Genomic DNA, 25,236 nt, shown 5'->3' with positions numbered 1-25,236 from the left:
AATTCCGAATATAACGGGCGGTTTTGAAATTTTCTTGACAGGTTGGCGGATTCGCATTCACAAAACCGGAAAATATTCCGATATGGAGAAGGGGACGTCGATGACACGCGGTTTTGCATTGCTTTCGGTCTCGCTGCTGGCGTTCGCACCGGTGACGGTCTTTGCGCAGGATGGGGGCGCATCGGCGGAGGCCGCGCCGGCCGACGACGGGATCGGCGAGATTGTCGTCACCGCGCAGCGGCGCGAGCAGAATATCCAGGATGTCCCGATCAGCATCACGGCGATCAGCGGCGAAGCGCTGACCGAGGTCGGTATCCGCGATCCACGCGACCTGTCGATCCTCGTCCCCGGCCTGTCGTCGCAGGCGGGCACGTCGGCGACGACGACCTCGCTGTTCCTGCGCGGCGTCGGCATCGGTGACTTCAACTCGAACACCACCGGCGCGGTCGGCGTCTATGTCGACGACGTCTTCCTCGGCGCGAATGCCGGCAAGCTGTTCAACGTTTTCGACAGCGACGGGATCGAGGTGTTGAAAGGGCCGCAGGGCACGCTTTACGGCCGCAACACGACCGCAGGGGCGATCCGCTTTTCGTCGCGCAAGCCGACCGACGAGTTCAGCGCCAATGCCGCCCTGTCATATGGCCGCTTCAACGAAGTGCAGGTCGAAGGCGGCGTCGGCGGGCCGATCGCCGGCGACGTGCTGAAGGCGCGCGTCGCGGGCACGTACCTCCGCCGCGACGGCTGGCTGCTCAACCGCGTCACCGGGAACAAGCTTAACGATCTCGACATGTGGGCCGGCCGCGCGATCGTCGACTTTACGCCGAGTTCGGATATCCTGATCCGCGCGATCGTCCATGGCGGACAGAACCGCGGCGGCGCGCGGCAGTTCCAGCATCGCGGATCGGGAATCGACTTTGCCGGCAACCCGAATTTCGCCGACGGTGTACCGCTCGACGGCCTTGGCTATGCCGACACGGACGGCGACCTCAACGCCGGCGATTATGACGTTGAGGGGCAGGAGCGTGTCAATGTGTTCGGTGGTTCGCTGACCGCGAGCATCGACATGGGCGGCGTTTCGCTGACCTCGATCAGCGCCTATGAACAGGTTCGCCGCACCACGGTCGAGGACACCGACGCCAGCCCGAACAATGTGCTGACCGCGACCTATATCGACCGGCCGCAGCAGTTCAGCCAGGAAATCCGCCTCCAGTCGAAGGGGGACAATGCGGTCAACTGGATCGTCGGCGGCTATTATTTCCACGACAAGCTGGTCACCGAAAGCGCGTTCGACATCCTGCGCGTCTTCCGCGATCCCGACGACCTGCTCGGGACGCTCGATCCGGTCAATTCGATCGGCAATTTCGCCTATCCCTATACGCAGAAGACCGAAAGCTGGGCCGCCTTCGCGCAGGCCGACGTCAAGCTGACCGACCGGCTGACGCTGACCGGCGGGCTGCGCTATTCGCGCGACAGCATCGATTTCGATTTCCACAGCTTTTTCGACGACGTGATTACCGTGCCGGTACTCGATTTCACGGGATCGAAGACCTTCAAGGATTTGTCGTGGCGCGCGGCGTTGTCGTTCCAGGCGACCGACAATCTGCTGTTCTATGCCTCGTCGTCGAAGGGGTATAACAGCGGCGGTTTCGCGGGCGGCTCGTCGAGCGACCCGGCGCAGCTCCAGCCCTTCCGTTCGGAAAAACTCTATGCCTATGAGGCGGGGTTCAAGAGCGACCTGCTCGATCGCAAGCTGCGCTTCAACGCCGCTGCCTTCTATTATGATTATCGGGACCTGCAGGTGTTTGTCTTCGACACGTCGGGCGTGCTGCCGGTGCAGCGCAAGCTCAACGCGGGCAATGCCGAACTCTACGGTCTCGAGGTCGAGTTGCAGGCGCAGCCGTCGCGCAACTTCAACGCGTTCGTCAACGCCAGCCTGCTGCATGCACGCTACAAGGATTTCACTGCACTCGCGGCGGACGATTATTCGGGCAACAAGCTGGTCAACGCGCCCGAGGTGGCAATCTCGGCCGGTTTCTCGCTGACCCAGCCGCTTCCCGGCGACAGCGCGCTGCGGCTGCGCGTCGACGGCAGCCTTCAGTCCGAAACCTATCTGACGCCCGACAATGTGCGGGCCAATCGCGTGAAGCCCTATGGCACCGCCAATGCGCGCCTGTCGTGGCTGTCGCCCGACGAGGATATCGAGATTGCGCTGTGGGCGAAGAACTTCACCGGCACGCGCTACATCACCTATATTTCGCCGGTCGTGACGATGGACCAGCTCAATTACAACGACCCCGCCACCTATGGCGTTCAGGCCGTCCTGAAATTCTGATCAACAAGCGAGATGGATATGAGCCGAGTACAGGATGCGGCGCTGCGCGCGCGCGCGCTGAAAGTGATCCCGAACGGGATGTACGGACATGAATCGGTGCGGATGCTGCCCGCCAGCTTCCCGCAATTCTTCAGCAAGGCCGAGGGTGCCTATATCTGGGATGCCGACGGCAACCGCTATCTCGACTATATGTGCGCCTATGGCCCCAGCCTGCTCGGTTATCGCGACGCGCGCGTCGAAGCCGCGGCGCAGGCGCAGGCGGAACTGGGCGACACGCTGACCGGGCCGTCGCCGCTGATGGTCGAGCTGGCCGAAACTTTGGTGTCGATGGTCGAGCATGCCGACTGGGCGATGTTCTGCAAGAATGGCACCGACGCGACGACGATGGCGATGAGCAGCGCGCGGGCGCAGACGGGCAAGCGCATCGTGCTGGTCGCGCAGGGCGCGTATCACGGTGCCGCGCCCTGGTGCACGCCGATCCCCGCGGGCACGGTGGCCGAAGACCGGGCGCATGTGCGCAACTATGCCTATAACGACGTCGTCAGTCTGGAAGCGGCGGTGGCAGCCGCCGGCGACGACCTCGCCGCGATCTTCGCCTCGCCCTTCCGCCACGACGCCTTCATCGATCAGGAGGCGCCCGATCCGGCTTATGCCCGCCGAGCCCGCGAGCTCTGCGACGAAACCGGCGCGATGCTGATCGTCGACGAGGTCCGCGCGGGCTTCCGTCTTGCGCGCGGCAGCAGCTGGAGCGACCTCGGAGTCCAGCCGGACCTTTCCGCATGGGGCAAATGCTTTGCCAACGGCCACCCGATTTCGGCGCTGCTCGGATCGGACCGCTGCCGCGACGGCGCGGGCGCTATCTATGCGACCGGCTCCTTCTGGCTGTCGGCGGTGCCGATGGCGGCGGCGATCGAGACGCTGCGGATCATCCGCGAGAGCGACTATCTCGAGCACAGCGTCACGCTCGGCGAGCGGCTGCGCAACGGGCTCGACGTGGCGGCGGCAAAACATGGTTTCACCCTGCGCCAGACCGGCCCGGTCCAGATGCCGCAGATCATGTTCGCGGACGACCCCGATTTCCGCGTCGGTTACGGCTGGGCCGAAGAGATGCTGGCACGCGGCATTTATATGCACCCCTGGCACAATATGTTCCTGTGCGCCGCGATGACCGAGGCGGACATCGACGCCACGGTTGCCGCCGCCGACGGAGCCTTTGCCGCAGTCGCGGGGCGCCGCGCGACACTCGAGCCGCACCCGATCCTCGTCATGCTCGCGGCCGCGCAGGCGGAGCACGGCTGACCGTGGACCAGCCGCTCGACCTGCTCGCGATCGGCCTGACGACGCTCGACATCACCGTTCATCCTGTCGCCTCTCTGCCCGAGGGCGAGAGCGGGCAGCTTGTCGAGACGATCGCGCTGTCACCCGCCGGGACCGCCGGGGGGACCGCGCTCGTTGCGCGGACGCTCGGCCTCGACGTCGCCATCGCTTCGGCGGTCGGCGCCGACCCGCAGGGGCAGCTTGTCCAGTCGATGTTCTATGCCGCGGGGGTCGATACCAGCCTGCTGGACACCGACCGCGAGCGGCCTACGTCGACGACGGTCTTGCCGATCCGCCCGAACGGCGACCGTCCCAACTGGCACATGATGGGCGCCAGCATCTTTGCTCCGGTCACCGATGTGGTCGCCGCCGCCAGTCGTCGCGCCGCCGCGGTTCATTGGGGCGCGGTCGGCTTTCCGGGCGTGGCGGGGCAGGGCGCCGACTTGTTGCGCGAGGCGCGCGCGAGCGGCGCCTTCATCTCGTGTGACCTGATCGCACCGAGCGAGGCGGCGCAGGCTGATCTCGACGCGCTGTTGCCGCACGTCGACCTGTTCATGCCGAGCCTTGCCGAAGTGCGCGCGATGGCGGGGACCGACGATCCGGTTGCGGGGGCACGGCATTTCATGGCGCGCGGTGCGGGCGGCTGCCTGATCAAGATGGGCGCCGAGGGCGCGCTGCTGGTGCTGCCCGAGCGGCAGGTCCACGCCGCTGCGCATCGCATCGTGCCGGTCGACACGACGAGCTGCGGCGACAGCCTGTGCGCGGGATTTCTCGCGGCGCGGCGGCGTGGCATGGAGGTCGACGCGGCGCTCCGCTTTGCGGTGGCGACCGCGGCGCAGGTCGCGCTCGGCGTCGGCACATTGGGCCGGCTCGAAGGCTATGACGGCACACTGACATTTATGGGTTCGACGCCGGCGGGGGATGATGCGTGATGACGGAGAATGAAGCCCGGCAGCAACTGGTCGACGCGATGCGCGCACTCGATGCGCGCGGTCTCAACCGCGGCACCTCGGGCAATCTCTCGGTCCGTTTCGGCGCGGGGATGTTCGTCACCCCATCGGGTGTGACCCCCGACCGGTTGACCCCCGAGGCGATGGTGTTTGTCGACGCCGACGGCGGGGTGGCGCCGGGTGCCGCGAGGCCTTCGAGCGAATGGCGGATGCACATGGGTCTGTACCAGCGCCGCGCCGACGCGCAGGCGATCGTCCATTGCCACGCGCGCCATTCGACGATCCTCGCCTGCGCGCACCGCGAGATTCCGCCGCTGCACTATATGGTCGCGGTCGGCGGTGGTGCGAGCGTGCCCGTGGCACCCTATGCGACTTTTGGCAGCGACGAACTGGCCGACAATGTTGCGGCGACGCTCGATGGCCGCCGCGCTTGTCTGATGGCCAATCACGGCCTGATCGCGCTGGGTCCCAGCCTGCCCGTCGCCATGGCGATTGCCGAGGAAATCGAGGAGCAGGCGGCCGTCTACTGCGGGACGCTCGCGATCGGAGGTACAAAGCTGCTGGATCACGCAGAGATGGATAGAATTCTTGATGCCTTCGGGCGGTACGGTCAGCGTGACCCCGAGCGTTGAAGGCGTTTGCGGGAAACTGTCTGGCGTCTTCTCCTCTATTTCGCTTACCTGAAGCGGGCAGTCGGCAACCGGCCAAGCTCAAACATCGGGGCAGGGCATGCCCGGCTTAAACGCCGCGCATCAATCCCGGAACGACCGGCAACAGTTCGCGCGCGAGATAGCCGATCGGTCCGATCGTTTCGGACAATCGCCGCCCTGCCTCGCCGTGTAACCAAATGCCCCAAGCGCTGGCCTGAAGCGGCGGAAGGCCTTGCGCGCCGAGCCCGGCGATCAGGCCCGCGAGCACGTCGCCCGACCCGCTGACCGCGAGGCCGAGCCCGCCGCCGGCATAAGAGAGGCAGGTTTCGCCCGCCATCAAATGGCTGGTGGCGCCCTTGACCATCACCGTCGCATCATAGGTTTCCGCCGCGCGGGTGAGCGCGGCCAGCGGATCGCGCGACACATCGTCTTTTTCGATGCCGAGCAAGGCGGCGAGCTCCCCCTCGTGCGGCGTCAATACTATGTGCTCGCCGCGCGCGGCGATGGCGTCCACATGATCGGTCGCAGCGCGAAGCGCGAAGGCGTCGAGCAGCAGGAACATCTCGGCGGGCAGGGCGGGGAGGAGCGCGGCGAGCAGCGTGCGCACGCCGTCCTCGTCGATCATCGCCGGGCCGAAGACGACCGCATCATGGCCTGCGATTTCGGCAAGCAGCAGGTCGGCGCTTTCGGGCGCGATTTCGCCGTCGGCGGTTTCGGGAAGCGCGACGATCGCGCAGGCGGGAAAGGCGATGCCCATCGGGATCGCGGCGGAGGCGATCGTGGCGATCGTGACCTTGCCGGCGCCCGCCCGGAAAGCGGCCTCTGCAGTGAGCAGCATCCCACCGGGGACGCGCCGGCATCCGCCGACCACGAGCACTCGCCCGCGGCTGTTCTTGTCGACATTGTCGTGATGATCGGGAAGCGGGTTGGCCTTGAGCCAGGCGGTGTCGAGCGGGACGGGATCAGCCACGCGCGGCGACCATCGCATCGGGTTCGCGGGTGACCGATACCTCGCCCGCCATCGGCGCCGTCGCATTATAGCGCGACAGGACGAGATTGCCGTCGCGGCCGACCCGCGGATCGAAGCGATATTCGGTGATCGCGCAATTGGCGACGTCGCCCTCTTTGTCGATCGCAAGAATTTCGCTTTCGCCCAGATTTTCGATGATCGTGCGCAAACACAGCACGACGACCTGATGCGCGACAATCATCACGCGCCGGCCGCCATAGTGGAGCGAGACGGTGTCGAGGAGCGACCGCAGGCGCAGGATGACGTCGCACCAGCTCTCGCCGCCGGGCGGGCGATGATAGAATTTGCCGAGCGCCGAGCGGAATTCGGCCTGTTCGGGGTGTGTCGCCGCGATGCCGAGGCGGGTCAGCCCGTCGAGGATACCGAACTCCTTTTCGCGCAGGCGTTCGTCGATGCAAATCTTCTCGTCGGGCTCGCAGCCGCCCGCCGTGCGGAAAATCTCGGCTGTCTGGATCGCGCGGACATAGGGCGAGGCAAGCATGATTTCGGGGCGCCCGTCCTCCTCGCCCGCCGCGAACCATTCGCCGAGCGCGCGCGATTGTTCTTCGCCCAACGCCGAAAGCGGGACATCGACGTCGCGGTGGTCGAGCGCAATGCGGAGGTCGCCCGCGGCGTCCGCCGCATCGCGCGCGACATTGCCCGCGCTCTGGCCGTGGCGAACGACCCACAGGACCGAAGGCCAGCGCGGTGTCATGCGAAGAGATCGGTCATGAACATGCAAAAGGAACGCGGCGGTCGCGAACCGGTTGCGCATCAGGGCAGCGGGCGATCGAGTCGGTGGTCAAACCGCGCCTTGGACAAGGCGGCTGGGGGTCTGCGGCAGCCCCCGGCCTGTGAGCCTTAGTCGATCGTGCTGGCGAGCTCGCGGTTGAGCCAAAGCGCGACGAGCGTCACGACCGCGCCCGACAGCAGATAGGCGCCCGCCGCGATCAGCCCGAACTGGCTCGAAAGCCAGAGCGCGATCATCGGCGCGAAGCCGGCGCCGAACAGCCAAGCGAGGTCGGAGGTGAAGGCCGAGCCGGTGTAGCGGTGGCGCGGCTGGAAGTTCGACGAGAGCGCGCCCGACGACTGGCCGAACGACAGGCCGAGCAATGCGAAGCCGAGAATCATGAAGGTCGCCTCGCCGAACTCGCCCGCATCGAGCAGCTGCGGCGCGAAACCACTGAACGCAGCGATGGCGGCGGCGGTGGCGCCGAGCAAGGTGCGGCGGCCGATACGGTCGGCGAGAATGCCCGAGGCGATGATCGATCCAACGCCGACGACCGCGGCGATCGCCTCGATCATCAGGAAGCGCACCGGGGTTTCGTCGGTGAAAAGGAAGACCCACGACAACGGATAGACGGTGACCATGTGGAACATGGCGAAGCTGGCGAGCGGAGCAAAGGTGCCGACGACGATCGTCTTCCATTCCGACCGCACCGTTTCGAGCAGCGGCGCGGGCTCGAGCGCGCGGTTCTCGAACAATTCGGCATATTCGGGGGTCACGACGATGCGCAGCCGCGCGAAGAGCGCGACGACGTTGATCGCGAAGGCGACGAAGAAGGGATAGCGCCAGCCCCAGGCGAGGAAATCCTCGGCCGGCAGCGCCGCGATCAGGAACATGAAGAGCAGGCTGGCGACGATCAGGCCGAGAGGCGCGCCGAGCTGCGGGATCATCGCATACCAGCCGCGCTTCTTCTCGGGCGCGTTGATTGCGAGCAGCGACGCGAGGCCGTCCCACGAGCCGCCGAGCGCGACGCCCTGGCCCATGCGGAAGAGCGCGAGCAGCAACGCCGCGCCGATGCCGGCCGATTCATAGCTGGGGACGAAGGCGATCGCAGCGGTTGAGCCGCCGAGCAGGAACAGCGCGATGGTGAGCTTCGCACCGCGGCCATAGGCGCGGTCGATCGCGGTGAAGATGATCGTGCCGACGGGGCGCGCAAGGAAGGCGAGGGCGAAAATCGCGAACGACCAGAGCGTGCCGGTCAGCGGGTCGAGGTGCGGGAAGACCAGCTTGGGGAACACCAGCACCGACGCGATCGCATAGACGAAGAAGTCGAAGAATTCGGAGGTGCGGCCGATGATGACGCCGATCGCGATCTCGGCAGGGTCGATGCGGTGGCCGTCGTCATGGAGGGCGCGGGCGTCGCGTTCGACCTCGGTGGTGGGCACAGTATCGGCAGCCATGGTAACAATCCTTGAGCTGGCGCCCTCCGCAAGACAAGATGCGGCGGCACGAGTCGGTCATAGGGCAAAATCGCCCGGAATGAAAATGCCCCTGCGCGATGATGAGCGGTCGCGGGATTGGACAAAATGTCCTATGTGCAGTGCAACAAAGGAGGCCTAGGCGCGCATCATGCCAAGCAATCTCCCCCGTTTTCTCGCCCGATTGCGGCTTTTGCCGCTGCTCGCCGCGCTGCCCATGCTTTCGGGTTGCGGGTTGATCGTGCTCGATCCCGCCGGCGACGTCGCGCGCCAGCAGGGCGACCTGATCGTCCTGTCGACCGTGCTGATGCTGCTGGTCATCGTGCCGGTGATGGCGCTGACGATCTTCTTCGCGTGGAAATATCGCGCGTCGAACAAGGAGGCGACGTACAAGCCCGACTGGGACCATTCGACGCAGCTCGAGCTCGTCATCTGGTCGGCGCCGCTGCTCATCATCATCTGCCTTGGCGCGGTGACGTGGGTCGCGACGCATTTGCTTGACCCGTACCGCCCGCTCGCGCGGACGGGGCCGGGCCAGCCGGTCGCGGCCGAGGTCAAGCCGCTCGACGTGCAGGTGGTCGCGCTCGACTGGAAATGGCTGTTCATCTACCCCGAACAGCAGTTGGCGACGGTGAACGAACTGGCGCTGCCGGTGAACCGGCCGGTGCGGTTCCGCATATCCTCCTCGTCGGTGATGAACAGCTTTTACGTGCCCGCGCTCGCGGGGCAGATTTACGCAATGCCCGGCATGGAAACCAAGCTGCACGGCGTCTTCGACAAGACCGGCACTTACGAAGGCTTCTCGGCCAATTATTCGGGCTGGGGCTTTTCGAATATGCGCTTTGCGGTGAAGAGCCTGCCCGCGAGCGAGTTCGACAAATGGGTCGCCGAAGCGAAAGCCTCGTCCGAAGGCGACCTCAGCCGCGATGCCTATCTGAAGCTCGAAAAGCCGACGCACAAGGAACCGGTCCGCCGCTTCGCCGCAAGCGATCCGCAGCTGTTCGACGCCGTCGTCAACATGTGCGTCGAGCCCGGCAAGATGTGCATGCACGACATGATGGCGCTCGACGCCAAGGGCGGCGCGGGCATCGCGGGCATCGGCAACGTCCGGCAGGTCACTTATGACAAGTTCGCAGCGCGCGGCACCGTCGATGCCGCCCGCTGGAGCATGCGCTATGTCGCGGCCTATTGCAGCTCGCCGGTGATGTCGAACGACCGCCCCGACGCAAAGCCGGTGGCACCCGCAAAACTGAAGGGCGAGGGCCTTCCGCATCCCTCGAAGCCCGAACGCACCGCGCTGCGCGCACCCGCCGCCGCCGACCGCCCGCTGTCCTGAACGAGCCCGAGATCCTCATGAGCATCCCGCATCCCGCACCCGAAACCGGTCCGATCCTCGGCAAGCTGTCGCTCGAGGCGCTGCCGCTGCACGAGCCGATCCTCGTCGTCACCTTCATCGGCGTCGTCCTTGGCGGCCTCGCCGTGCTTGGCCTGATCACCAAATTCCGCCTCTGGGGCTATTTGTGGACCGAATGGTTCACCACCGTCGACCACAAGCGCATCGGGATCATGTACATGATCCTCGGGCTCATCATGTTCCTGCGCGGCTTTGCCGATGCGATCATGATGCGCCTGCAGCAGGCCCTCGCGTTCGGCGGGTCCGAAGGCTATCTGACGCCGCATCATTATGACCAGGTGTTCACCGCGCACGGCGTGATCATGATCTTCTTCGTCGCGATGCCGTTCATCACCGGCCTGATGAACTATATCGTGCCGCTGCAGATCGGCGCGCGCGACGTCAGCTTTCCCTTCCTCAACAATTTCAGCTTCTGGATGACGACGTCGGGCGCGGTGCTGACGATGATCTCGCTGTTCGTCGGCGAATATGCGCAGACCGGCTGGCTTGCCTATCCGCCCTTGTCGGGGATCGCTTACAGCCCGAATGTCGGCGTCGATTATTATATCTGGGGCTTACAGATAGCCGGGGTGGGCACGACCTTGTCGGGCATCAACCTGATCGTCACGATCCTGAAACTGCGCGCGCCGGGCATGGGCCTGATGAAGATGCCCGTCTTCACCTGGACCTCGCTCTGCTCGAACATCCTGATCGTCGCGTCCTTCCCGATCCTGACCGCGACGCTCGCGCTTCTGACGCTCGACCGTTACGCCGGCACCAATTTCTTCACCAACGATCTCGGCGGGTCGCCGATGATGTATGTGAACCTCATCTGGATCTGGGGTCACCCCGAGGTTTACATCCTCGTGCTGCCGCTGTTCGGCGTCTATTCGGAAGTCACCTCGACCTTCTCGGGCAAGAAGCTCTTCGGCTATACGTCGATGGTCTATGCGACGGTGTGCATCACCATCCTGTCGTACATTGTCTGGCTGCACCACTTCTTCACCATGGGGTCGGGGGCGAGCGTCAACAGCTTCTTCGGCATCACGACGATGGTGATCTCGATCCCGACAGGGGCCAAGCTCTTCAACTGGCTCTTCACCATGTATCGCGGCCGCATCCGGTTCGAATTGCCGATGATGTGGACGATCGCCTTCATGCTGACCTTCGTCATCGGCGGCATGACCGGCGTGCTGCTCGCGGTGCCGCCCGCCGACTTCGTGCTGCACAACTCGCTGTTCCTGATCGCGCACTTCCATAACGTGATCATCGGCGGCGTGCTGTTCGGCCTGTTCGCGGCGATCAACTACTGGTGGCCCAAGGCGTTCGGCTACAAGCTCGACGTCTTCTGGGGCAAGATCAGCTTCTGGTGCTGGGTCGTCGGTTTCTGGGTCGCCTTCACGCCGCTCTATATCCTCGGCCTGATGGGCGTGACCCGCCGGATGCGCGTGTTCGACGACCCGAGCTTGCAAATCTGGTTCGTGATCGCGGGCATCGGCGCGCTGATCGTCGCCGCGGGCATCGGTGCGATGCTGGTCCAGTTCGGTGTCAGCATCTGGCGCGGCAAGGAACTGCGCGACACGACGGGCGGCGATCCGTGGGACGGCCGCACGCTCGAATGGGCGACCAGCTCGCCGCCGCCCGACTATAATTTCGCCTTCACGCCGGTGATCCACGACCTCGACGCGTGGTATGACATGAAGAAGCGCGGGCATCAGCGGCCGGTCGATGGCTATCGCGACATCCATATGCCGAGCAACACCGGCACGGGGATGATCCTGTCGGGCTTCTGCCTCGTCATGGGTTTCGCGCTGGTCTGGCATATCTGGTGGCTGGTGGCGCTGAGCTTTGCCGCGACGGTGGTCGGCGCGATCTATCACACCTTCAACTACAAGCGCGATTTCGACATCCCGGCGGCGACGGTCACCGCGGTCGAGGAAGCGCGCACCCGCCAGCTGGCGGCCGGAGCCTGATCCGATGAGTGCCAAGACCATCACCGCCGACGAACCCGTCCAGTTCTACGACCTCGACGAGCATGCGCATCCCGAGGGGCACAGCACGATGCTGGGCTTCTGGATCTATCTGATGAGCGACTGCCTCATCTTTGCGATCCTCTTTGCCTGCTATGCCGTGCTCGGCGGCAGCTATGCCGCGGGGCCGTCGCCGAAGGATCTGTTCGACCTGAAGCTCATCGCGCTCAACACCGCGATGCTGCTCTTCTCGTCGATCACCTATGGCTTTGCGGTGCTGCAGATGCAGCAGGGCAAGGTGAAGGGCGTCCAGCTGTGGCTCGCGATCACCGGGCTGTTCGGGCTCGCCTTCCTCGGGATCGAGCTTTACGAATTCCACCATCTTATCGAAATCGGTGCGGGGCCGCAGCGCAGCGCCTTCCTGTCGAGCTTCTTCACGCTCGTCGGCACGCACGGGCTGCACGTGACCTTCGGTATCATCTGGCTCGTCACGCTGATGGTCCAGCTGTCGAAGCACGGGTTGATCGCGGCGAACAAGCGCCGCGTCATGTGCCTGTCGATGTTCTGGCACTTCCTCGACGTCGTCTGGATCGGCGTCTTCACCTTTGTCTATCTGATGGGAGTGCTGCGATGAGCGCCGATCCTCACGCTGCGCACGGTCACGACGAGATCGAGATGCCGCACGCCTCGATGCGCGACTATGTCATCGGTTTCGTGCTGTCGGTGATCCTGACCGCCATTCCCTTCTGGCTGGTGATGACGATGCCGCTCAGCGCTGCCGCCACGGGCGCGATCATCATGGGCTTCGCGGTCGTCCAGATCGTCGTCCATATGGTCTATTTCCTCCATATGACGCCAAAGGCCGAGGGCGGCTGGTCGCTGACCTCGCTGGTCTTCACCATCATCGTCGTCGTGATCATGCTCGCGGGCTCGCTGTGGGTGATGCACCATCTCAACACCAACATGATGCCGATGTCGCACGAGGACGCGAGACAGGTACCGTGACGCGCACCCGCCGCGGCGCTTTTGCCGCCGCGGCGCTGATCGCGGCGATCGGCCTCGCGATGCTCGGCGTCTGGCAGGTCGAGCGGCGCGCGTGGAAGCATGAGCTGGTCGCTGCTGTCGATGCGCGCATCCATGCGAAGCCGGTGGCGGCTCCGGGGCGGGCTGCATGGGACGCGGTCGACGCAAAGAATGACGCCTATCGACGTGTAACGGCAACCGGGCAGTTTCGACATGATCGCGAGACGCTGGTTCAGGCCGTGACCGATCGCGGTCCCGGCTATTGGGTTCTGACTCCCCTCGAAACCCCGGGCTTCACGCTGCTCGTCAATCGCGGCTTCGTGCCCAAGGACCGGCGCGATCCGGCGGCGCGGGCGGCGGGCAATGCCGCGGGCGCGGTGAGCGTAACCGGACTGTTGCGCGTGACCGAGCCCGAAGGCGCCTTCCTTCGTTCGAACGATCCGGCGGCCGATCGCTGGTTTTCGCGCGATGTCGCGGCAATTGCGAAGGCGCGGGGGCTGCGCAACGCCGCCCCTTATTTTGTCGATGCCGACAGCACACCGAACCCCGGCGGCTATCCCGTCGGCGGGCTGACCGTCGTGCGCTTTCCCGACAATCATCTCGTCTATGCGCTGACCTGGTTTGCGCTTTGTGCGCTCAGCCTCTTTTTTGCATGGCGGCTGTGGCGTATCCGCGATTGATGACCAGCCCGACCATCCTGCCGGCCGCGCCCGTCCGGGCCCCCGCCGGGCGCCGCAACATGACGCTGCTGATCCAGCTGCGCTGGATTGCGGTCGGGGGACAGCTGGCGACGATCGGGATCGTCAGCGGGCCGATGGGCATATCGCTTCCGGGTGCCCCCCTGCTCGCGGCAATCATGGTGCTGATCGCGATCAACTTCGCGAGCATCGCGTTGCTCCGCCGCGGGCGCGCGGTGACCAATGCCGAGCTGACCGCAGTGCTGCTGTTCGACGTAGCCGCGCTCGGCTGGCAGCTCCATCATAGCGGCGGGCTAGACAATCCCTTTGCCTCGCTGTTCCTGCTGCAGGTGGTGATCGGCGCGATCCTGCTGACGCCGCGATCGTCGTGGGCGATCGTCGCCGCGGCGTTGGCGGCGCTCGCGGCGCTGCGCGTCGATCCGACGCCGCTCGTGCTGCCGCCCGCCTATGCCGCTGATCCGATGGAGCTTTATCTGCAGGGCAGCTTCGTCTGTTTCCTGCTGATCGCGGTGCTGCTCGTCGCCTTCGTGACGCGGATCAGCCGCAACCTGCGCGACAGCGACGCGGCGCTCGCGGCGAGCCGCCAGCGTGCGGCGGAGGAGGACCATATCGTGCGCATGGGCTTGCTCGCATCAGGCGCGGCACACGAACTCGGGACACCGTTGTCGACGCTATCGGTGCTGATCGGTGACTGGAAAGCGGCGCCGCGCCTCGCGAAGGATCGCGAGATGCAGGAAGATCTCGCCGACATGGACACCGCGGTGCAGCGCTGCAAGGCGATCGTCAGCGGCATCCTGATGTCGGCGGGCGAGGCGCGCGGCGAGGCGCCGCAGCTCACGACGATGCGCGCGGCGTTCAACGAGATCGTGTCGCACACGCGCGCGGTGCGCCGGCCGGACACGGTCGAATTCAACGACCGCTTCGGCGCCGACGTCGCGATCGTATCGGACCCCGCGCTGCGCCAGGTGATCGGCAATGTGCTCGACAATGCGGCCGAGGTGTCGCCCGACTGGACGAGCTTTACGACCTCGCGCGACGGTGACATGCTGGTGATCGAAATCGCCGATCGCGGACCGGGCTTCAGCCCCGAAATGCTGGAGAATTTCGGCCAGCCCTATCGCTCGACCAAGGGACGCCCCGGCGGCGGGCTGGGCCTGTTTCTGCTCGTCAATGTGCTGCGCAAGCTCGGCGGCGGCGCCAGCGTGTCCAATCGCGACGAAGGCGGCGCGCTGGTGCGGATTTTCCTGCCCATTTCGTCGCTTGCGCGCGAGAGCGGAGAGAAAGCATGACCGACGCCAAGAAAGATGGGCGGCAATTGCTGATCGTCGAGGATGACGAAGCGTTCGCGCGGACGCTGAAGCGCTCGTTCGAGCGGCGCGGTTATGACGTGCGGGTCGCGCATGGTCCCGAAGAGATGGACGCGCATTTGCAGGCGTTCCGGCCGGGCTATGCGGTCGTCGACCTGAAGCTCGGCAGCGCGTCGGGGCTCGCCTGCGTGCAGACGCTCCGCGCCGCCGATGCGGCGATGCGGATCGTCGTGCTGACGGGGTTCGCGAGCATCGCGACGGCGGTCGAGGCGATCAAGCTCGGCGCCTCCTATTATCTCGCCAAGCCGTCGAACACCGATGATATCGAGGCGGCGTTCGACCGCACCGACGGCAATGCCGAAACGCCGGTGGGCGACCGCCAGTCGTCGATCAAGACGGTCGAGTGGGAGCATATCCACCAGGTGCTGGTCGAAACCGACTTCAACATATCCGAGACCGCGCGCCGGCTCGGCATGCACCGGCGGACGCTGGCGCGGAAGCTGGAGAAGAGGCAGATACGATGACGGACGGGATCGACATCCGGGCGCTCCAGACCGGCGATGGCGCAGCGGTGCTGGCGCTGCTGCGACAGGTCGCTGCGGTGCCGGGGTCCGGATTGGCGCGCGAGCCCGACGAATTTTCGGTCGCTTACGCCGATGCGGTGATCACCCGCGCACAAAGCGGCGTCGCGCTCGGTGCGTTCGACGGCGACGCGCTCCTTGGCGTCGTCCATTGCGTTCGGATGGAGCCGCGCCAGTTTGCGCATGTCATGACCGACCTGACCGTCGCGGTGTCCCCGCTGGCGCAGGGCAGGGGCGTCGGGTCGCGGCTTTTCGCGGCGCTGTTCGATGCGATCGCGGCCGAGCATCCCGGCGTGAACCGGCTCGAACTCGTATCGCGCTCGGGCAATGAGGCGGCGATCCGCCTTTATGCGCGGCTGGGTTTTGTAGAGGAAGGGCGCTTCGCCGAGCGGGTCGTCCTTGCCGACGGGACGGTCGAGGACGATATTCCGATGGCGAAGCGCCTCTAGTCCCTATTTCTTTTCGACCAGTTCACGCGTCAGGAAGCCGTGGAGCATCGCGGCGCGCACCGCGTCCTCGGCATGGTCGGCGCCGACCGAATGGCCGCCCTCCAGATATTCGTGATAATAGACGCGGTTGCCATTCTCCATCAGCCGCGCGGCAAATTTGCGCGCGTGACCGGGGTGGACGCGGTCGTCCTTGGTCGAAAGATAGAGGAAGATCGGCGGGTATTTCACGCCCTTGCGGATGTTGTGATAGGGCGAATATTTCGACAGGAAGGCCCAATCCTCGGGCACGTCGGGATCGCCATATTCGGCAACCCACGAGGCGCCCGCGAGCATCTTGTCGTAGCGCCACATATCCTTGATCGGCGAGCCCGAGATCACCGCCCCATAAAGGTCGGCGCGCTGCGTCATCGCCGCGCCGACGAGGACGCCGCCGTTCGAGCGGCCCGAGATCGCGATCTTGCCTTTCGCGCTGACCCCGGTCTTTACCAGATCCTCGGCGACTGCGTGAAGGTCGTCGAAGCTGTTCTGGCGCTTTTCACGGAGCGCCGCATCGTGCCAGGCGGGGCCATATTCGCCGCCGCCGCGAATGTTGGCGAGGACATAGGCGTTGCCGTCCTCGACCCAGAACAGCCCGAGCGGCCCGGCGCGGTACGGCTGGCCGGTCAGATAACCCGGCGTCTGCGCCGAGCGGAAGCCGCCATAGGCGTGGACGAGCGCGGGGACAGGACCGGTCGTGCCCTTCTTGCGCGCGATGAAATAGGGGATTTTCGTGCCGTCCGTCGACGTTGCGAAACGCTTTTCGACGCTCATGTCCTTGGCGTCGAAGGTCGCGGGCAGGCTCTGCACCGCTTGCGGCGCGGCGGTTTCGGACACGGCGTAAAGCGTCGGCGGCATCAGCATCGTCTCGGCGCTCGCGAAGATCGTGTCGCGCTTGCCGATCGTGCCCGCGATGTTGACGGTGGCGTTGGGGGTGAGGGGGACCTCTTTCTGGCTCCAGCGACCATTCGGCTGATCCTGGCGCAGCGCGAAGAGCTTGCCCTCAACATCGTCGAGCGCCTTGACCCACAGGATATTGTCGGTCGCCGAGACATCCTCGATCGCCTGCGCCTTCGTCGGTGCCATGACCGGGATGATCGGCACCTGCCGGTCGGCCGACATGTCGTCGAGCGACAGCGAGATCAGCGAGCCGGCCGGGAAACCCTCGCCGAAATCCTTGTTGAGGAACACGATGGCCTGGCCGCCCAGCACGTCGCGGACGCTCGCGGTGTCGGGAATGATCGTCGAATGATAGCTGTCCCCGCTGACGCCGCGAATCAGGTAATCGGTGGTGTAAAAGGTCTTGCCGCGGCTGATCATCGGCCAGCGCTTGCCGCCGTCGACGAGCGCAAAGACGTTCATCCCGACATCTTCATGTTCGCCCTCGGCCACCGTCACCGCCGACGCGAGCGGGGTGCCGCGCTTCCATCGCTTGACGACGCGCGGATAGCCCGATGCGGTCATGCTGCCTTCGCCATAGTCGGTCGCGACGAGCAAGGTGTCGGCGTCTTCCCATGTCACGCTGCTCTTCGCCTGCGGCAGCGCGAAGCCGCCATCGACGAAGCTCTTGGTTGTGCGATCCCATTCGCGCACCACGTCGGCGTCGGTACCGCCGGGGCTCACCGAGACGAGGCAGCGCGTGTAATCGGGGGCAAGGCAGTCGGCGCCGTGCCACACCCAGCTCTGCTTCTCGGCCTTGCCGAGCGCGTCGACGTCGATGAGCGTCGTCCAGACGGGCTTGCCGGCGAGATAGGCGTCGAGCGGGCTCTGGCGCCAGATTCCGCGCGGATTGTTCGCGTCGCGCCAGAAATTGGTGATCGTGTCGCCCATCACTTCGCCGGGCTCGGCGATCTGGCGATCGTCGTCGAGGATTTCGCGCGCGCGCTTGCGGTCGGCCTCGAACCCCGGACGGCTCGTGATCAGCTTGTCGGTGGCCGCATTTTCCTTTTTGACCCAGTCGAGCGCCTTCGCGCCCTCGATATCCTCGAGCCAGAGGTACGGGTCCTTGTCTTGTGGCGCGGCCGCAACAACGGCGGTGATCGAACAGCTGAGGGCAAGCGCGGCAAGGCTGGCGCGGATCATTCAATAGTCTCCCCTGGGGTGTGGAGGCGCTGTGCTAGCAGCATTAGACACCCCAAGGGAAGATGACGAAGCGCCTATTGGTCGATGATCATCGTGCCCGGGTGATGCTTGTCGAGATGCTTCTTGATGATCTTGAGATTGCGCGTGTTCGAGCGGAAGAAAAGGTCGAACGCATCGCCGACGAGCGGGATCGCGCCGAGCGCGGTGTCGACACCGAGATTGCCGACCATGCGCCAGATCTTCCACTTCGGCATGCCGAGATTGCGCGCTTCCCAGATGAGGTAGGCGCCCATCGTCGCGGCGATCACGTCGCCGACGACGGGGACAAGGCCGACGATCGCGTCGAGGCCGACCGGGCGGTTGATCCCGGGGATGACGAAGCTGCGTTCGAGCAGGATTTCCAGCGTCTCGACGCGCTTGCGCAGCGCAGCAGGATCGTTGCGATTCGAGATCAGCGCGTCGAAGATCGCGTCGGGGGGCGTCGAAGGGGCCATCGGGGTCCTTTCAAAAGCGCTCGAAGTTGCAGCGCCGCTGTATTAGTTAGGTAAGGCAATCACATGATTCAATGGGTGTTGCGCGCGGCCGTTGGCGCGGAGGCCCGTCAGGCGCTGCGACGCGACCGACCAGCGAAGCGGCGTCGCGAGCGGGATGAAGGGGGCGTAGCGGGCAAGAACCGCCTCGGCCTCGCTCACCTGCACGCGGCGCTGGCCGGCATCGATGTTGGCCGTCGCTTGGTCGATCAGTTCCTGTGCTTCGCGGTTGCAGAGCGTATCGCGCCGGCACGACAGGCGGCGGAGCGCCCATAGGGCATCGTCGTTCGGCGCGACTTCGTCGATCAGGCGAAGGTCGGCGGTTGAAGCCATGGGAACGCGGCGGCTCGGCACGCCGATCGCTTTGAAATCGGCGGACACATAGGCGAAAAGGATGCGGCCGCCGGGGGTGTCGGGGACGGCGATGCGCAGCGGCTCGATTTCGCGTCCGGCGCCGCGCCAGGCATCGACGGCGCGCTTCGCCTGCGCAATCCGCGAAGCCTCGTCATATTCGGCCCAGACGGGGACGAGCGGCGCGGGGCCGCTATCGCGCGCGTAGAGCGATGGGCGGAGCGTGACCTGCGGCTGCCATTCGGACAGGCCGAACGCCTCGACCAATCGCTCGCGCCGGATCGCGCGGACAAGCGCGTCGCGATTGGCGTCGGTCGCGAGGAAACCCTCGGCGCGGACGAAGGAGAGGCCGAACAGGCCGGGGACGGGGTCGACGACAAGGCGCGAGCGACCGATATTCGACGCCGCGAAATAGGGCAGGGTCGAAAAACGACCGCCGATGACGCCATCGGCATAGCCATTCTTGAAGCGCGCGAGCGCGCCTTGCGGCGTCGTGCCGGTGAGTTCGATCGAGGCGGCAGGATCATTAGCTGCGGCTTCGGCCGCCTCCGGGTCCTCGGCGAGCGGATCGGGAACGGGCGAGAGCAGCACCGCGCGGCCGATCTTGCGCGGGCGCATCGGTCCCCAGCCCATACCCTTGTTGACGATCGCCATCGACGGCTGGGCGAGAAGTTCGAGAATCCCGGGTTGCGGCACCGCAAGGCGGATCTCGATCACCGTGTCGGTCATCGCCTTGATCGTTTCGATCTCGGGAAAATCGCTTTTCAGGACGTGACGGCTCGCGGGGGCGAGATAGGAGCGCAGGATCGCGGCGACATCCTCGGCCGTGACCTTGCGCCCGCTCGTCCATTTGGCTTCGCGCAGGCGGAAGATATAGCTGCGCCCGTCGGTGGTGACGGTCCAGCGGTCAGCAAGGCCGGTGTCGATCTGTCCCTCGCCGTCATAGCTGACGAGCCCTTGCGAGGTCGCGTCGAGCAGGGCGGCGTTGGCGGCGGACAATTCGCCATTCAGGGGGGAGGCGGCGGCATTGATGGGGCCGATGGCGGCGATTTTCACCGGGCCGCGTTCGCCGAACAGGCCGCAACTGGCGAGCGCGAACGGTAGCGATGCGGTGAGCAACAGAGCGGCGGCGGGACGGACGAAGCGCATTGCGCAGCATAGTAGGACGGTGCGCGGCGCAAGGCCATGCCCTATATCCGCCGATCAACCGCCGATCGAAACGAGCCCCTGCAGATTGTCCATCGGGAGGAGGCCGGTCGTGGCCTGCTGGCGGCGCGCGATATTCGTCGCGACCAACGTGTCGATCTCATAGACGTCGACGCGGCCCTTGAGCCCGACGAGCTGGTAGAGCCAGCGGCCGTCGGCGCTGATCGCCATGTCGGAAAATCCATCGGCATTCGCGAGCGGACTGGCGGCGGCGGGATCGACCGCGATGCCTCTGGCGACGATGCCGTTGACGCTATTGACCGAAATGCTGCCGTCGGCGTTCAGCCCATAGCCCGATATTGTTGCGCCCGCAGTGGTGTTGACCCAGAAGGTCGAGTAAATCGGCGAATAGACAAGGAAACCGGCCTGGAGAGGTCCCGAAGTCATCGTCGGGCCGAGCATGAAGTCCTGCGAGCGCGGAAGGAAACTGCCGTCGGCGGCGATTTCCCAGGTCGAGACCGAAGCCGTCTGCACCGTCGCGAAGGTTGCCGAGGGAACCCCCGTCGACGACACCGTTCGCGCTTCGGCGGCGATGGCGAACTGGCGTCCGCCCGTGGCCCATGTCTCGATCCCGATCGCGTTGGGCAGGTTGCGGCCCGCAGCATTGCCGATCTGCGTCGACATCCCCGTGCCCGCCGGCGCTGCGGCGAGGGTGCCATCGCCCTGAAGCCGGAAGCTCGATATTTCGGCGGCGGTCGGCTGCGGAAGCTGTGGTGAAGCCGCGTTAAGCGAAGAGACGAGAAGCCAGCTGCCGTCGGGCGTCGCCTCCAGGTCCGAAGGGCGGCCGCGCAGGCTGAGCGAAAAGCCCGCGATACGGGTTAGCGCGCCGGTCGCGGGATCGATCGTCATCGCGGTGATATTGCCGCTCTGGTTCGGTGGCGCGGTAAAGCTACCGTCTTCATCGGCGTTGGCGACATAGACGACGCCATTGCGATGGGCGAGGCTGATCGGGGCGGTGCCGCCGCTCGGTTCGACGTCGACACGCGACAGGCTGTAATCGCTGTTGATACGAAAGCTTGTGACGTCGTTCGACCCGGCGTTGACGACGAGCAGGAAGCGATCGTTCACCGCGATGATCGAATCCTCGGCGATCAGCGAATTGAGCCGCGGCGGCGTTGAGGAGGAACTCGCGCGGCCGACGCCGCCGGTTTCGTAGAGATCGAGAGGAACGAGCGTTCCGTCGGCGCGGCGACCGAAGCCGACCACCCAATTGCCGCCGGGGCCGTTATTGTTCGTACCGGCATAGACCGCACCGACATAGGTTGCGGCTGGCGGAGGCGGCGGTGGCGGCGTGGGGGCCGGTGCCGGCGGCGGCACCACGACTGCGCTGCCGCCGCCTGACGACGAGTCGCCGCCGCAGGACGACATGAGCAAGATCAGCGTTAGAGCGCTTGTCTTCGAGATCGAATGTCCTTGCATAAATCACCCCGTCGGCTTTCCCGCATCTTGTCAGGAGGGCACAGGCAGGGCCATGATGGAGAACCGATGATTCCATGACGATTGGAAGGGGCTGACGGCGTGTCGACGGAGCCGCTTGATCCGAACAATCTGGCGCCGCGCCCCGACTTCTCGCTGGGCGGCGCGACGATCAGCCCGTCGATGCGAAGCATCCGGGGGGCAGGGGGCAAGGCGGTCGTCGAGCCCCGCATGATGCAGGTGCTGGTCGCGATGGCCGAGGCGCCCGGCCGCCTGGTCGCGCGCGACGACCTGCTCGCGCGATGCTGGAAGGGCACGATCGTCGGGGACGACAGCCTGAACCGGGCGATCGCGGGGCTTCGCCGGGCGTTGGGCGCGGCGGCGGGCGATGCCTTGCGCGTCGAGACGGTTCCTGGAGCGGGCTATGCGCTGCTGATTGCCGACGACGGCGAACTTGTTTCACACGCGATCGATGCCGGCTGGCAGAGCTGGAAGCTGGGCGCGCCGTTCGTCGATCAGGCCGCGCTGTCCCAGTTGCGGGCTGCGGCTGCCGCGACGCCGTCGCGCGCCGACGTGCACGGGATGCTTGCGCTGATCCTGCGGAACGGCGCCGAATATGCCGACCTCGACCTGTGTGCCGACCTCGTCCGCGAATGCGAGGGCGCCGCTGCGCATGCGTTGGCGATCGACCCCGCGCAGCCGCATGCGCGCACCGCGCTGATCGGTCTGCCTCCGCTGTTCGGAGACTGGACCGCACGCCGCCCGAAATTGATCGCGGCGCTGGAAGAGAGCCCGGACGATATCGTTGCGGCGCATGACCTGTGCATGCTGGAAATGGCGACCGGCCGGCCGGGTGCCGCCGCCGCCATCAGCAGCCGGTTGATCGCGATCGAGCCGCTGGCCGCGACCTTGCACTACAAACAAGTCTACCAGCTCTGGTCGACCGATCAGCTGGCTGCGATGGACCGGGTTGAGTGATCGCGGCATGACATTGTGGCCGCGGCATCCGGCTATCTGGTTCGCGCGGCTGTGGAGCCTGGCCTTCACCGGCCGCGTTCGGCAGGCGATCCAGCAACTCGCCGACGCACCGGCGCGGCCCGACGTGCCGCCGCCGGTGCTAGCGACGCTCGAACTGACGCTCTCATCGCTCGCCGAGCTCGATGACAGGGCGCTGCACGCGCAAGCGGTCGAGCGCAATCTTCGGTCGGCGGAGCAGGGGCCGGCGCAGGGGCTGGCGGCGGTGATGCACCTCGCCGGACTGGGCGAGGCCGATGTCGCGCTGCGGGTTGCCGAGGGCTATCTGCTGCGCCGCGGGCCGGTCAGCGTGGGCGTCCACAAGACAGCATCCGATCCGTCGATCACCGACCAGCATCGCCGCGTCACGCAGATGCTGTTCCTGCCGGTGACCGCCGATCTCCGCGCGCATCCGCGCTTCCTGCGCTTGTGCGAAGAGATGGGGATGGCGGCCTATTGGGAAGCGGCGGGTGTGACGCCCGATTTCCTGACTGGTGCGGACGGCGGGACTTGAACCCGCATATCCAGAGGATGGCAGATTTTAAGTCTGCTGCGTCTACCGATTTCGCCACGTCCGCACGCTGAGGTGGGTCAAGCCGATGGACGGGTGGAGGTCAAGCGATGTTTGCCGCTTCACGCCGTCCGGCCGCTCGGCTAGAGGCAGGGGATGACAGCGGTCCTTGAAATTTCCGGCCTCGGAAAAACCTATAAAAGCGGTCACACAGCGCTGAGCGATGTCGACCTCACCATCAACAAGGGCGAGATTTTCGCGCTGCTCGGGCCGAATGGCGCGGGCAAGACGACGATGATCAGTATCGTCTGCGGGATCGTGACCGCGAGCGCGGGGACGGTGACCGTCGCCGGGCACGACCATGCGCGCGATTATCGCGCCGCGCGGACGATGATCGGGCTGGTGCCGCAGGAACTGCACACCGACGCGTTCGAGACGGTGATGGCGACTGTGACCTTCTCGCGCGGATTGTTCGGCAAGCCGCGCAACCCGGCATTCATCGAGCAGCTGCTGCGCGACCTGTCTTTGTGGGACAAGCGCACGTCGAAAATCATGGAATTGTCAGGCGGCATGAAGCGCCGCGTGATGATCGCCAAGGCGCTCAGCCACGAACCCGAAATCCTGTTCCTCGACGAACCGACCGCTGGTGTCGACGTCGAGCTCCGCCGCGACATGTGGAACATGGTGCGCGGGCTGCGCGAGCGCGGCGTCACGATCATCCTCACCACACATTATATCGAGGAGGCCGAGGAAATGGCCGACCGCGTCGGAGTGATTACCGGCGGCCGGCTGATCCTGGTCGAGCAGAAGGACGAGCTGATCAAGAAATTGGGCCGCAAGACGCTAACGCTCAACCTCGCCGAGCCGCTGACGGCGATTCCCGACGAGCTGGCGCAGTGGAAACTGGCGCTCGCGGGCGAGGGCAACGAGCTGGTCTATGAGTTCGACAGCCGCGCCGAGGCGACGGGCGTGCCGTCGCTGCTGCGGCGGATGACCGACATCGGGGTCCAGTTCAAGGACCTGCACACGCGGCAAAGTTCGCTCGAGGATATTTTCGTCGGGCTGGTGCATGACTCGAACGGTACAAAGGGAGAAGCCGCATGACCGCGAACTGGCGCGGTGTGCGCGCGATATATGCCTTTGAAATGGCGCGCTTCGGGCGCACCTTCTGGACCAGCTTGATGCTGCCGGTGATCACCACCGCGCTTTATTTCGTCGTTTTCGGATCGGCGATCGGCAGCCGGATGACCGAGGTCAGCAACGTTCCCTATGGCGCGTTCATCGTGCCGGGGCTGATGATGCTGACGATGTTCACCGAAAGCATCAGCAACGCGTCGTTCGGCATCTATATGCCGAAATGGACGGGGACGATTTATGAGATGCTGTCGGCGCCGCTGTCGCCGCTCGAAACGGTGATCGCCTATGTCGGCGCCGCGGCGACGAAGTCGGTGGTGATCGGATCGATCATTTTTGCGACCGCGCACCTGTTCGTCGACGTGCAGGTCGCGCATCCGCTGTTGATGGCGGCCTTCATGATCCTGATGGCGGTGACCTTTTGCCTGTTCGGCTTCATCATCGGTATCTGGGCGCAGAGTTTCGAGCAGCTTCAGGTGATCCCGATGCTGGTGATCTATCCGCTGACCTTCCTCGGCGGCGCTTTCTATTCGCTCGACATGTTGCCTGCAGTGTGGCGGACGATCACCCTGTTCAATCCCGTCGTCTATCTGATCAGCGGGTTCCGCTGGACCTTCTTTGGCAAGGGCGACGTTGGGATCGAAGTCAGCATGGGCGCGGTGGCGCTATTCCTGGCTTTGTGCCTCGGCATCATTTTCTCGATGTTCCGGACCGGCTACCGGCTCAAGAACTGATGGGCCGGAATGGACCGGCGCCGCCGAGCGGCGCCCGGTCTTAGCTGTTCAGACGTTCGCGCATTTCCTTGCCCGGTTTGAAATAAGGCACGTTTTTGGCCTTCACGTCGACGGCCGCCCCCGTTCGGGGGTTGCGGCCCGTGCGCGATTCGCGCGAACGGGTCGAGAAGGCGCCAAAGCCGCGCAGCTCGACGCGGCCGCCCGCAGCGAGCTGGTCTACGATGGAATCGAAGAAAGTGTCGACGATGTGCTCGACTTCCTCGAGACGCAAATCGCTGTTTTCGCTAGCGATCTTTTGAACCAGTTCTGACCGGATCATGGTGCTTCCCCTATTATAT

The 25,236-nt window shown here is 65.4% G+C and carries 24 protein-coding genes and 1 tRNA gene; 16 read left to right on the top strand and 9 right to left on the bottom strand.

The genetic code is table 11. The annotated features are described in order from the left end of the window. Positions 1–100: 100 nt before the first annotated feature. From GGC65_RS04830 to GGC65_RS04815, 4 genes are read left to right on the top strand one after another with little or no spacing between them, the layout of a single operon-like run. Complete coding sequence (locus GGC65_RS04830; RefSeq protein ID WP_192646124.1) at positions 101–2,332, top strand: TonB-dependent receptor; 2,232 nt, start codon at positions 101–103, stop codon at positions 2,330–2,332. 18 nt (positions 2,333–2,350) lie between these two features. Continuing rightward, positions 2,351–3,631, top strand: coding sequence for an aminotransferase class III-fold pyridoxal phosphate-dependent enzyme (locus GGC65_RS04825; protein ID WP_225940676.1), 1,281 nt, complete (start codon positions 2,351–2,353; stop codon positions 3,629–3,631). A gap of 2 nt (positions 3,632–3,633) precedes the next feature. Then, a complete protein-coding gene (locus GGC65_RS04820; protein ID WP_192646122.1) occupies positions 3,634–4,581 on the top strand; it encodes a carbohydrate kinase family protein in 948 nt (315 codons plus the stop codon). Then, on the top strand, positions 4,581–5,231 hold the full coding sequence (locus tag GGC65_RS04815) for a class II aldolase/adducin family protein (RefSeq protein WP_192646121.1): 651 nt from the start codon (positions 4,581–4,583) through the stop codon (positions 5,229–5,231). The genes GGC65_RS04820 and GGC65_RS04815 overlap by 1 nt, the downstream gene beginning before the upstream one ends. A gap of 106 nt (positions 5,232–5,337) precedes the next feature. Here GGC65_RS04815 and GGC65_RS04810 read toward each other — a convergent pair whose 3' ends face one another. The 3 genes from GGC65_RS04810 to GGC65_RS04800 form a co-directional block, all read right to left on the bottom strand. Further along, the gene (locus GGC65_RS04810; protein ID WP_318780121.1) at positions 5,338–6,219 is read right to left on the bottom strand and encodes an NAD(P)H-hydrate dehydratase; all 882 of its coding nucleotides are present in this window, start codon (positions 6,217–6,219) and stop codon (positions 5,338–5,340) included. Continuing rightward, the gene (locus GGC65_RS04805) at positions 6,212–6,973 is read right to left on the bottom strand and encodes a histidine phosphatase family protein (RefSeq protein ID WP_192646119.1); all 762 of its coding nucleotides are present in this window, start codon (positions 6,971–6,973) and stop codon (positions 6,212–6,214) included. The genes GGC65_RS04810 and GGC65_RS04805 overlap by 8 nt, the downstream gene beginning before the upstream one ends. A 146-nt stretch (positions 6,974–7,119) precedes the next feature. Next, positions 7,120–8,445 carry an MFS transporter gene (locus GGC65_RS04800; protein ID WP_192646118.1) on the bottom strand — a complete coding sequence of 442 codons (1,326 nt, stop codon included), beginning with the start codon at positions 8,443–8,445 and terminating at the stop codon, positions 7,120–7,122. Positions 8,446–8,614: 169 nt separating this feature from the next. Here GGC65_RS04800 and cyoA point away from each other — a divergent pair, with 169 nt between their 5' ends. Genes cyoA through GGC65_RS04760 form a run of 8 tightly spaced genes read left to right on the top strand, consistent with a single transcriptional unit; the run spans position 8,615 to position 15,884 of the window. Beyond that, positions 8,615–9,799 carry a ubiquinol oxidase subunit II gene (cyoA, locus tag GGC65_RS04795; protein ID WP_192646117.1) on the top strand — a complete coding sequence of 395 codons (1,185 nt, stop codon included), beginning with the start codon at positions 8,615–8,617 and terminating at the stop codon, positions 9,797–9,799. 17 nt (positions 9,800–9,816) lie between these two features. After that, positions 9,817–11,829: a cytochrome o ubiquinol oxidase subunit I gene (gene cyoB, locus GGC65_RS04790; RefSeq protein WP_192646116.1), complete on the top strand. Its 2,013-nt coding sequence runs from the start codon at positions 9,817–9,819 to the stop codon at positions 11,827–11,829. Between the two features lie 4 nt (positions 11,830–11,833). Then, entirely contained in the window at positions 11,834–12,460 is a 627-nt protein-coding gene (gene cyoC / locus GGC65_RS04785; protein WP_192646115.1) for a cytochrome o ubiquinol oxidase subunit III, read from the top strand. Continuing rightward, complete coding sequence (gene cyoD, locus GGC65_RS04780) at positions 12,457–12,831, top strand: cytochrome o ubiquinol oxidase subunit IV (protein WP_192646114.1); 375 nt, start codon at positions 12,457–12,459, stop codon at positions 12,829–12,831. The genes cyoC and cyoD overlap by 4 nt, the downstream gene beginning before the upstream one ends. Further along, on the top strand, positions 12,828–13,529 hold the full coding sequence (locus GGC65_RS04775; RefSeq protein ID WP_192646113.1) for an SURF1 family protein: 702 nt from the start codon (positions 12,828–12,830) through the stop codon (positions 13,527–13,529). Before cyoD ends, GGC65_RS04775 begins: the two co-directional genes overlap by 4 nt. Next, positions 13,529–14,836 (top strand): ATP-binding protein, encoded by a 1,308-nt coding sequence (locus GGC65_RS04770; RefSeq protein ID WP_192646112.1) that lies wholly within the window; start codon positions 13,529–13,531, stop codon positions 14,834–14,836. The genes GGC65_RS04775 and GGC65_RS04770 overlap by 1 nt, the downstream gene beginning before the upstream one ends. Continuing rightward, complete coding sequence (locus tag GGC65_RS04765) at positions 14,833–15,378, top strand: response regulator transcription factor (RefSeq protein ID WP_192646111.1); 546 nt, start codon at positions 14,833–14,835, stop codon at positions 15,376–15,378. Before GGC65_RS04770 ends, GGC65_RS04765 begins: the two co-directional genes overlap by 4 nt. Continuing rightward, positions 15,375–15,884, top strand: a complete 510-nt coding sequence (locus GGC65_RS04760; RefSeq protein ID WP_192646110.1) for a GNAT family N-acetyltransferase — start codon at positions 15,375–15,377, stop codon at positions 15,882–15,884. Before GGC65_RS04765 ends, GGC65_RS04760 begins: the two co-directional genes overlap by 4 nt. Positions 15,885–15,887: 3 nt before the next feature. Here GGC65_RS04760 and GGC65_RS04755 read toward each other — a convergent pair whose 3' ends face one another. The 4 genes from GGC65_RS04755 to GGC65_RS04740 form a co-directional block, all read right to left on the bottom strand. Further along, the gene (locus tag GGC65_RS04755; RefSeq protein ID WP_192646109.1) at positions 15,888–18,002 is read right to left on the bottom strand and encodes a prolyl oligopeptidase family serine peptidase; all 2,115 of its coding nucleotides are present in this window, start codon (positions 18,000–18,002) and stop codon (positions 15,888–15,890) included. Between the two features lie 74 nt (positions 18,003–18,076). Further along, positions 18,077–18,496 (bottom strand): DUF4112 domain-containing protein, encoded by a 420-nt coding sequence (locus tag GGC65_RS04750; protein ID WP_192646108.1) that lies wholly within the window; start codon positions 18,494–18,496, stop codon positions 18,077–18,079. Positions 18,497–18,538: 42 nt separating this feature from the next. Beyond that, entirely contained in the window at positions 18,539–20,032 is a 1,494-nt protein-coding gene (locus GGC65_RS04745; protein ID WP_192646107.1) for an ABC transporter substrate-binding protein, read from the bottom strand. A gap of 54 nt (positions 20,033–20,086) precedes the next feature. Beyond that, positions 20,087–21,457: a hypothetical protein gene (locus tag GGC65_RS04740; protein WP_192646106.1), complete on the bottom strand. Its 1,371-nt coding sequence runs from the start codon at positions 21,455–21,457 to the stop codon at positions 20,087–20,089. Between the two features lie 150 nt (positions 21,458–21,607). Between GGC65_RS04740 and GGC65_RS04735 the strand changes: the two genes are divergently transcribed. Both GGC65_RS04735 and GGC65_RS04730 read left to right on the top strand, forming a co-directional pair. Further along, the gene (locus GGC65_RS04735; protein ID WP_192646105.1) at positions 21,608–22,483 is read left to right on the top strand and encodes a winged helix-turn-helix domain-containing protein; all 876 of its coding nucleotides are present in this window, start codon (positions 21,608–21,610) and stop codon (positions 22,481–22,483) included. Between the two features lie 7 nt (positions 22,484–22,490). Next, positions 22,491–23,033 carry a hypothetical protein gene (locus tag GGC65_RS04730; protein ID WP_192646104.1) on the top strand — a complete coding sequence of 181 codons (543 nt, stop codon included), beginning with the start codon at positions 22,491–22,493 and terminating at the stop codon, positions 23,031–23,033. Here GGC65_RS04730 and GGC65_RS04725 read toward each other — a convergent pair. Next, positions 23,012–23,097 (bottom strand) — tRNA-Leu (locus GGC65_RS04725). The genes GGC65_RS04730 and GGC65_RS04725 overlap by 22 nt on opposite strands. Positions 23,098–23,186: 89 nt before the next feature. Here GGC65_RS04725 and GGC65_RS04720 point away from each other — a divergent pair. Next, positions 23,187–24,134, top strand: coding sequence for an ABC transporter ATP-binding protein (locus GGC65_RS04720; protein ID WP_192646103.1), 948 nt, complete (start codon positions 23,187–23,189; stop codon positions 24,132–24,134). Then, complete coding sequence (locus tag GGC65_RS04715) at positions 24,131–24,898, top strand: ABC transporter permease (RefSeq protein ID WP_192646102.1); 768 nt, start codon at positions 24,131–24,133, stop codon at positions 24,896–24,898. Before GGC65_RS04720 ends, GGC65_RS04715 begins: the two co-directional genes overlap by 4 nt. Before the next feature lie 40 nt (positions 24,899–24,938). Here GGC65_RS04715 and GGC65_RS04710 read toward each other — a convergent pair whose 3' ends face one another. Then, positions 24,939–25,217, bottom strand: a complete 279-nt coding sequence (locus GGC65_RS04710) for an integration host factor subunit beta (RefSeq protein ID WP_192649394.1) — start codon at positions 25,215–25,217, stop codon at positions 24,939–24,941. Between the last annotated feature and the right edge of the window lie 19 nt (positions 25,218–25,236).

The organism is Sphingopyxis sp. OAS728 (genome assembly GCF_014873485.1).
Classification (GTDB): Bacteria; Pseudomonadota; Alphaproteobacteria; order Sphingomonadales; family Sphingomonadaceae; genus Sphingopyxis.
Note: the sequence above shows the minus strand (reverse complement) of the source record. Positions and strands in the feature narration are given on the sequence as shown.

Excerpts from the sequence above, each read along its gene's own strand:
- GGC65_RS04710 (WP_192649394.1), bottom strand. The coding sequence starts at position 25,217 with ATGATCCGGTCAGAACTGGTTCAAAAGATCGCTAGCGAAAACAGCGAT.
- GGC65_RS04765 (WP_192646111.1), top strand. The coding sequence starts at position 14,833 with ATGACCGACGCCAAGAAAGATGGGCGGCAATTGCTGATCGTCGAGGAT.
- GGC65_RS04720 (WP_192646103.1), top strand. The coding sequence starts at position 23,187 with ATGACAGCGGTCCTTGAAATTTCCGGCCTCGGAAAAACCTATAAAAGC.
- GGC65_RS04825 (WP_225940676.1), top strand. The coding sequence starts at position 2,351 with ATGAGCCGAGTACAGGATGCGGCGCTGCGCGCGCGCGCGCTGAAAGTG.
- GGC65_RS04750 (WP_192646108.1), bottom strand. The coding sequence starts at position 18,496 with ATGGCCCCTTCGACGCCCCCCGACGCGATCTTCGACGCGCTGATCTCG.
- cyoD (WP_192646114.1), top strand. The coding sequence starts at position 12,457 with ATGAGCGCCGATCCTCACGCTGCGCACGGTCACGACGAGATCGAGATG.
- GGC65_RS04770 (WP_192646112.1), top strand. The coding sequence starts at position 13,529 with ATGACCAGCCCGACCATCCTGCCGGCCGCGCCCGTCCGGGCCCCCGCC.
- GGC65_RS04715 (WP_192646102.1), top strand. The coding sequence starts at position 24,131 with ATGACCGCGAACTGGCGCGGTGTGCGCGCGATATATGCCTTTGAAATG.
- GGC65_RS04805 (WP_192646119.1), bottom strand. The coding sequence starts at position 6,973 with ATGACACCGCGCTGGCCTTCGGTCCTGTGGGTCGTTCGCCACGGCCAG.
- GGC65_RS04760 (WP_192646110.1), top strand. The coding sequence starts at position 15,375 with ATGACGGACGGGATCGACATCCGGGCGCTCCAGACCGGCGATGGCGCA.
- cyoA (WP_192646117.1), top strand. The coding sequence starts at position 8,615 with ATGCCAAGCAATCTCCCCCGTTTTCTCGCCCGATTGCGGCTTTTGCCG.
- cyoB (WP_192646116.1), top strand. The coding sequence starts at position 9,817 with ATGAGCATCCCGCATCCCGCACCCGAAACCGGTCCGATCCTCGGCAAG.
- cyoC (WP_192646115.1), top strand. The coding sequence starts at position 11,834 with ATGAGTGCCAAGACCATCACCGCCGACGAACCCGTCCAGTTCTACGAC.
- GGC65_RS04730 (WP_192646104.1), top strand. The coding sequence starts at position 22,491 with ATGACATTGTGGCCGCGGCATCCGGCTATCTGGTTCGCGCGGCTGTGG.
- GGC65_RS04755 (WP_192646109.1), bottom strand. The coding sequence starts at position 18,002 with ATGATCCGCGCCAGCCTTGCCGCGCTTGCCCTCAGCTGTTCGATCACC.
- GGC65_RS04815 (WP_192646121.1), top strand. The coding sequence starts at position 4,581 with ATGACGGAGAATGAAGCCCGGCAGCAACTGGTCGACGCGATGCGCGCA.
- GGC65_RS04830 (WP_192646124.1), top strand. The coding sequence starts at position 101 with ATGACACGCGGTTTTGCATTGCTTTCGGTCTCGCTGCTGGCGTTCGCA.
- GGC65_RS04745 (WP_192646107.1), bottom strand. The coding sequence starts at position 20,032 with ATGCGCTTCGTCCGTCCCGCCGCCGCTCTGTTGCTCACCGCATCGCTA.
- GGC65_RS04800 (WP_192646118.1), bottom strand. The coding sequence starts at position 8,445 with ATGGCTGCCGATACTGTGCCCACCACCGAGGTCGAACGCGACGCCCGC.
- GGC65_RS04740 (WP_192646106.1), bottom strand. The coding sequence starts at position 21,457 with ATGTCGTCCTGCGGCGGCGACTCGTCGTCAGGCGGCGGCAGCGCAGTC.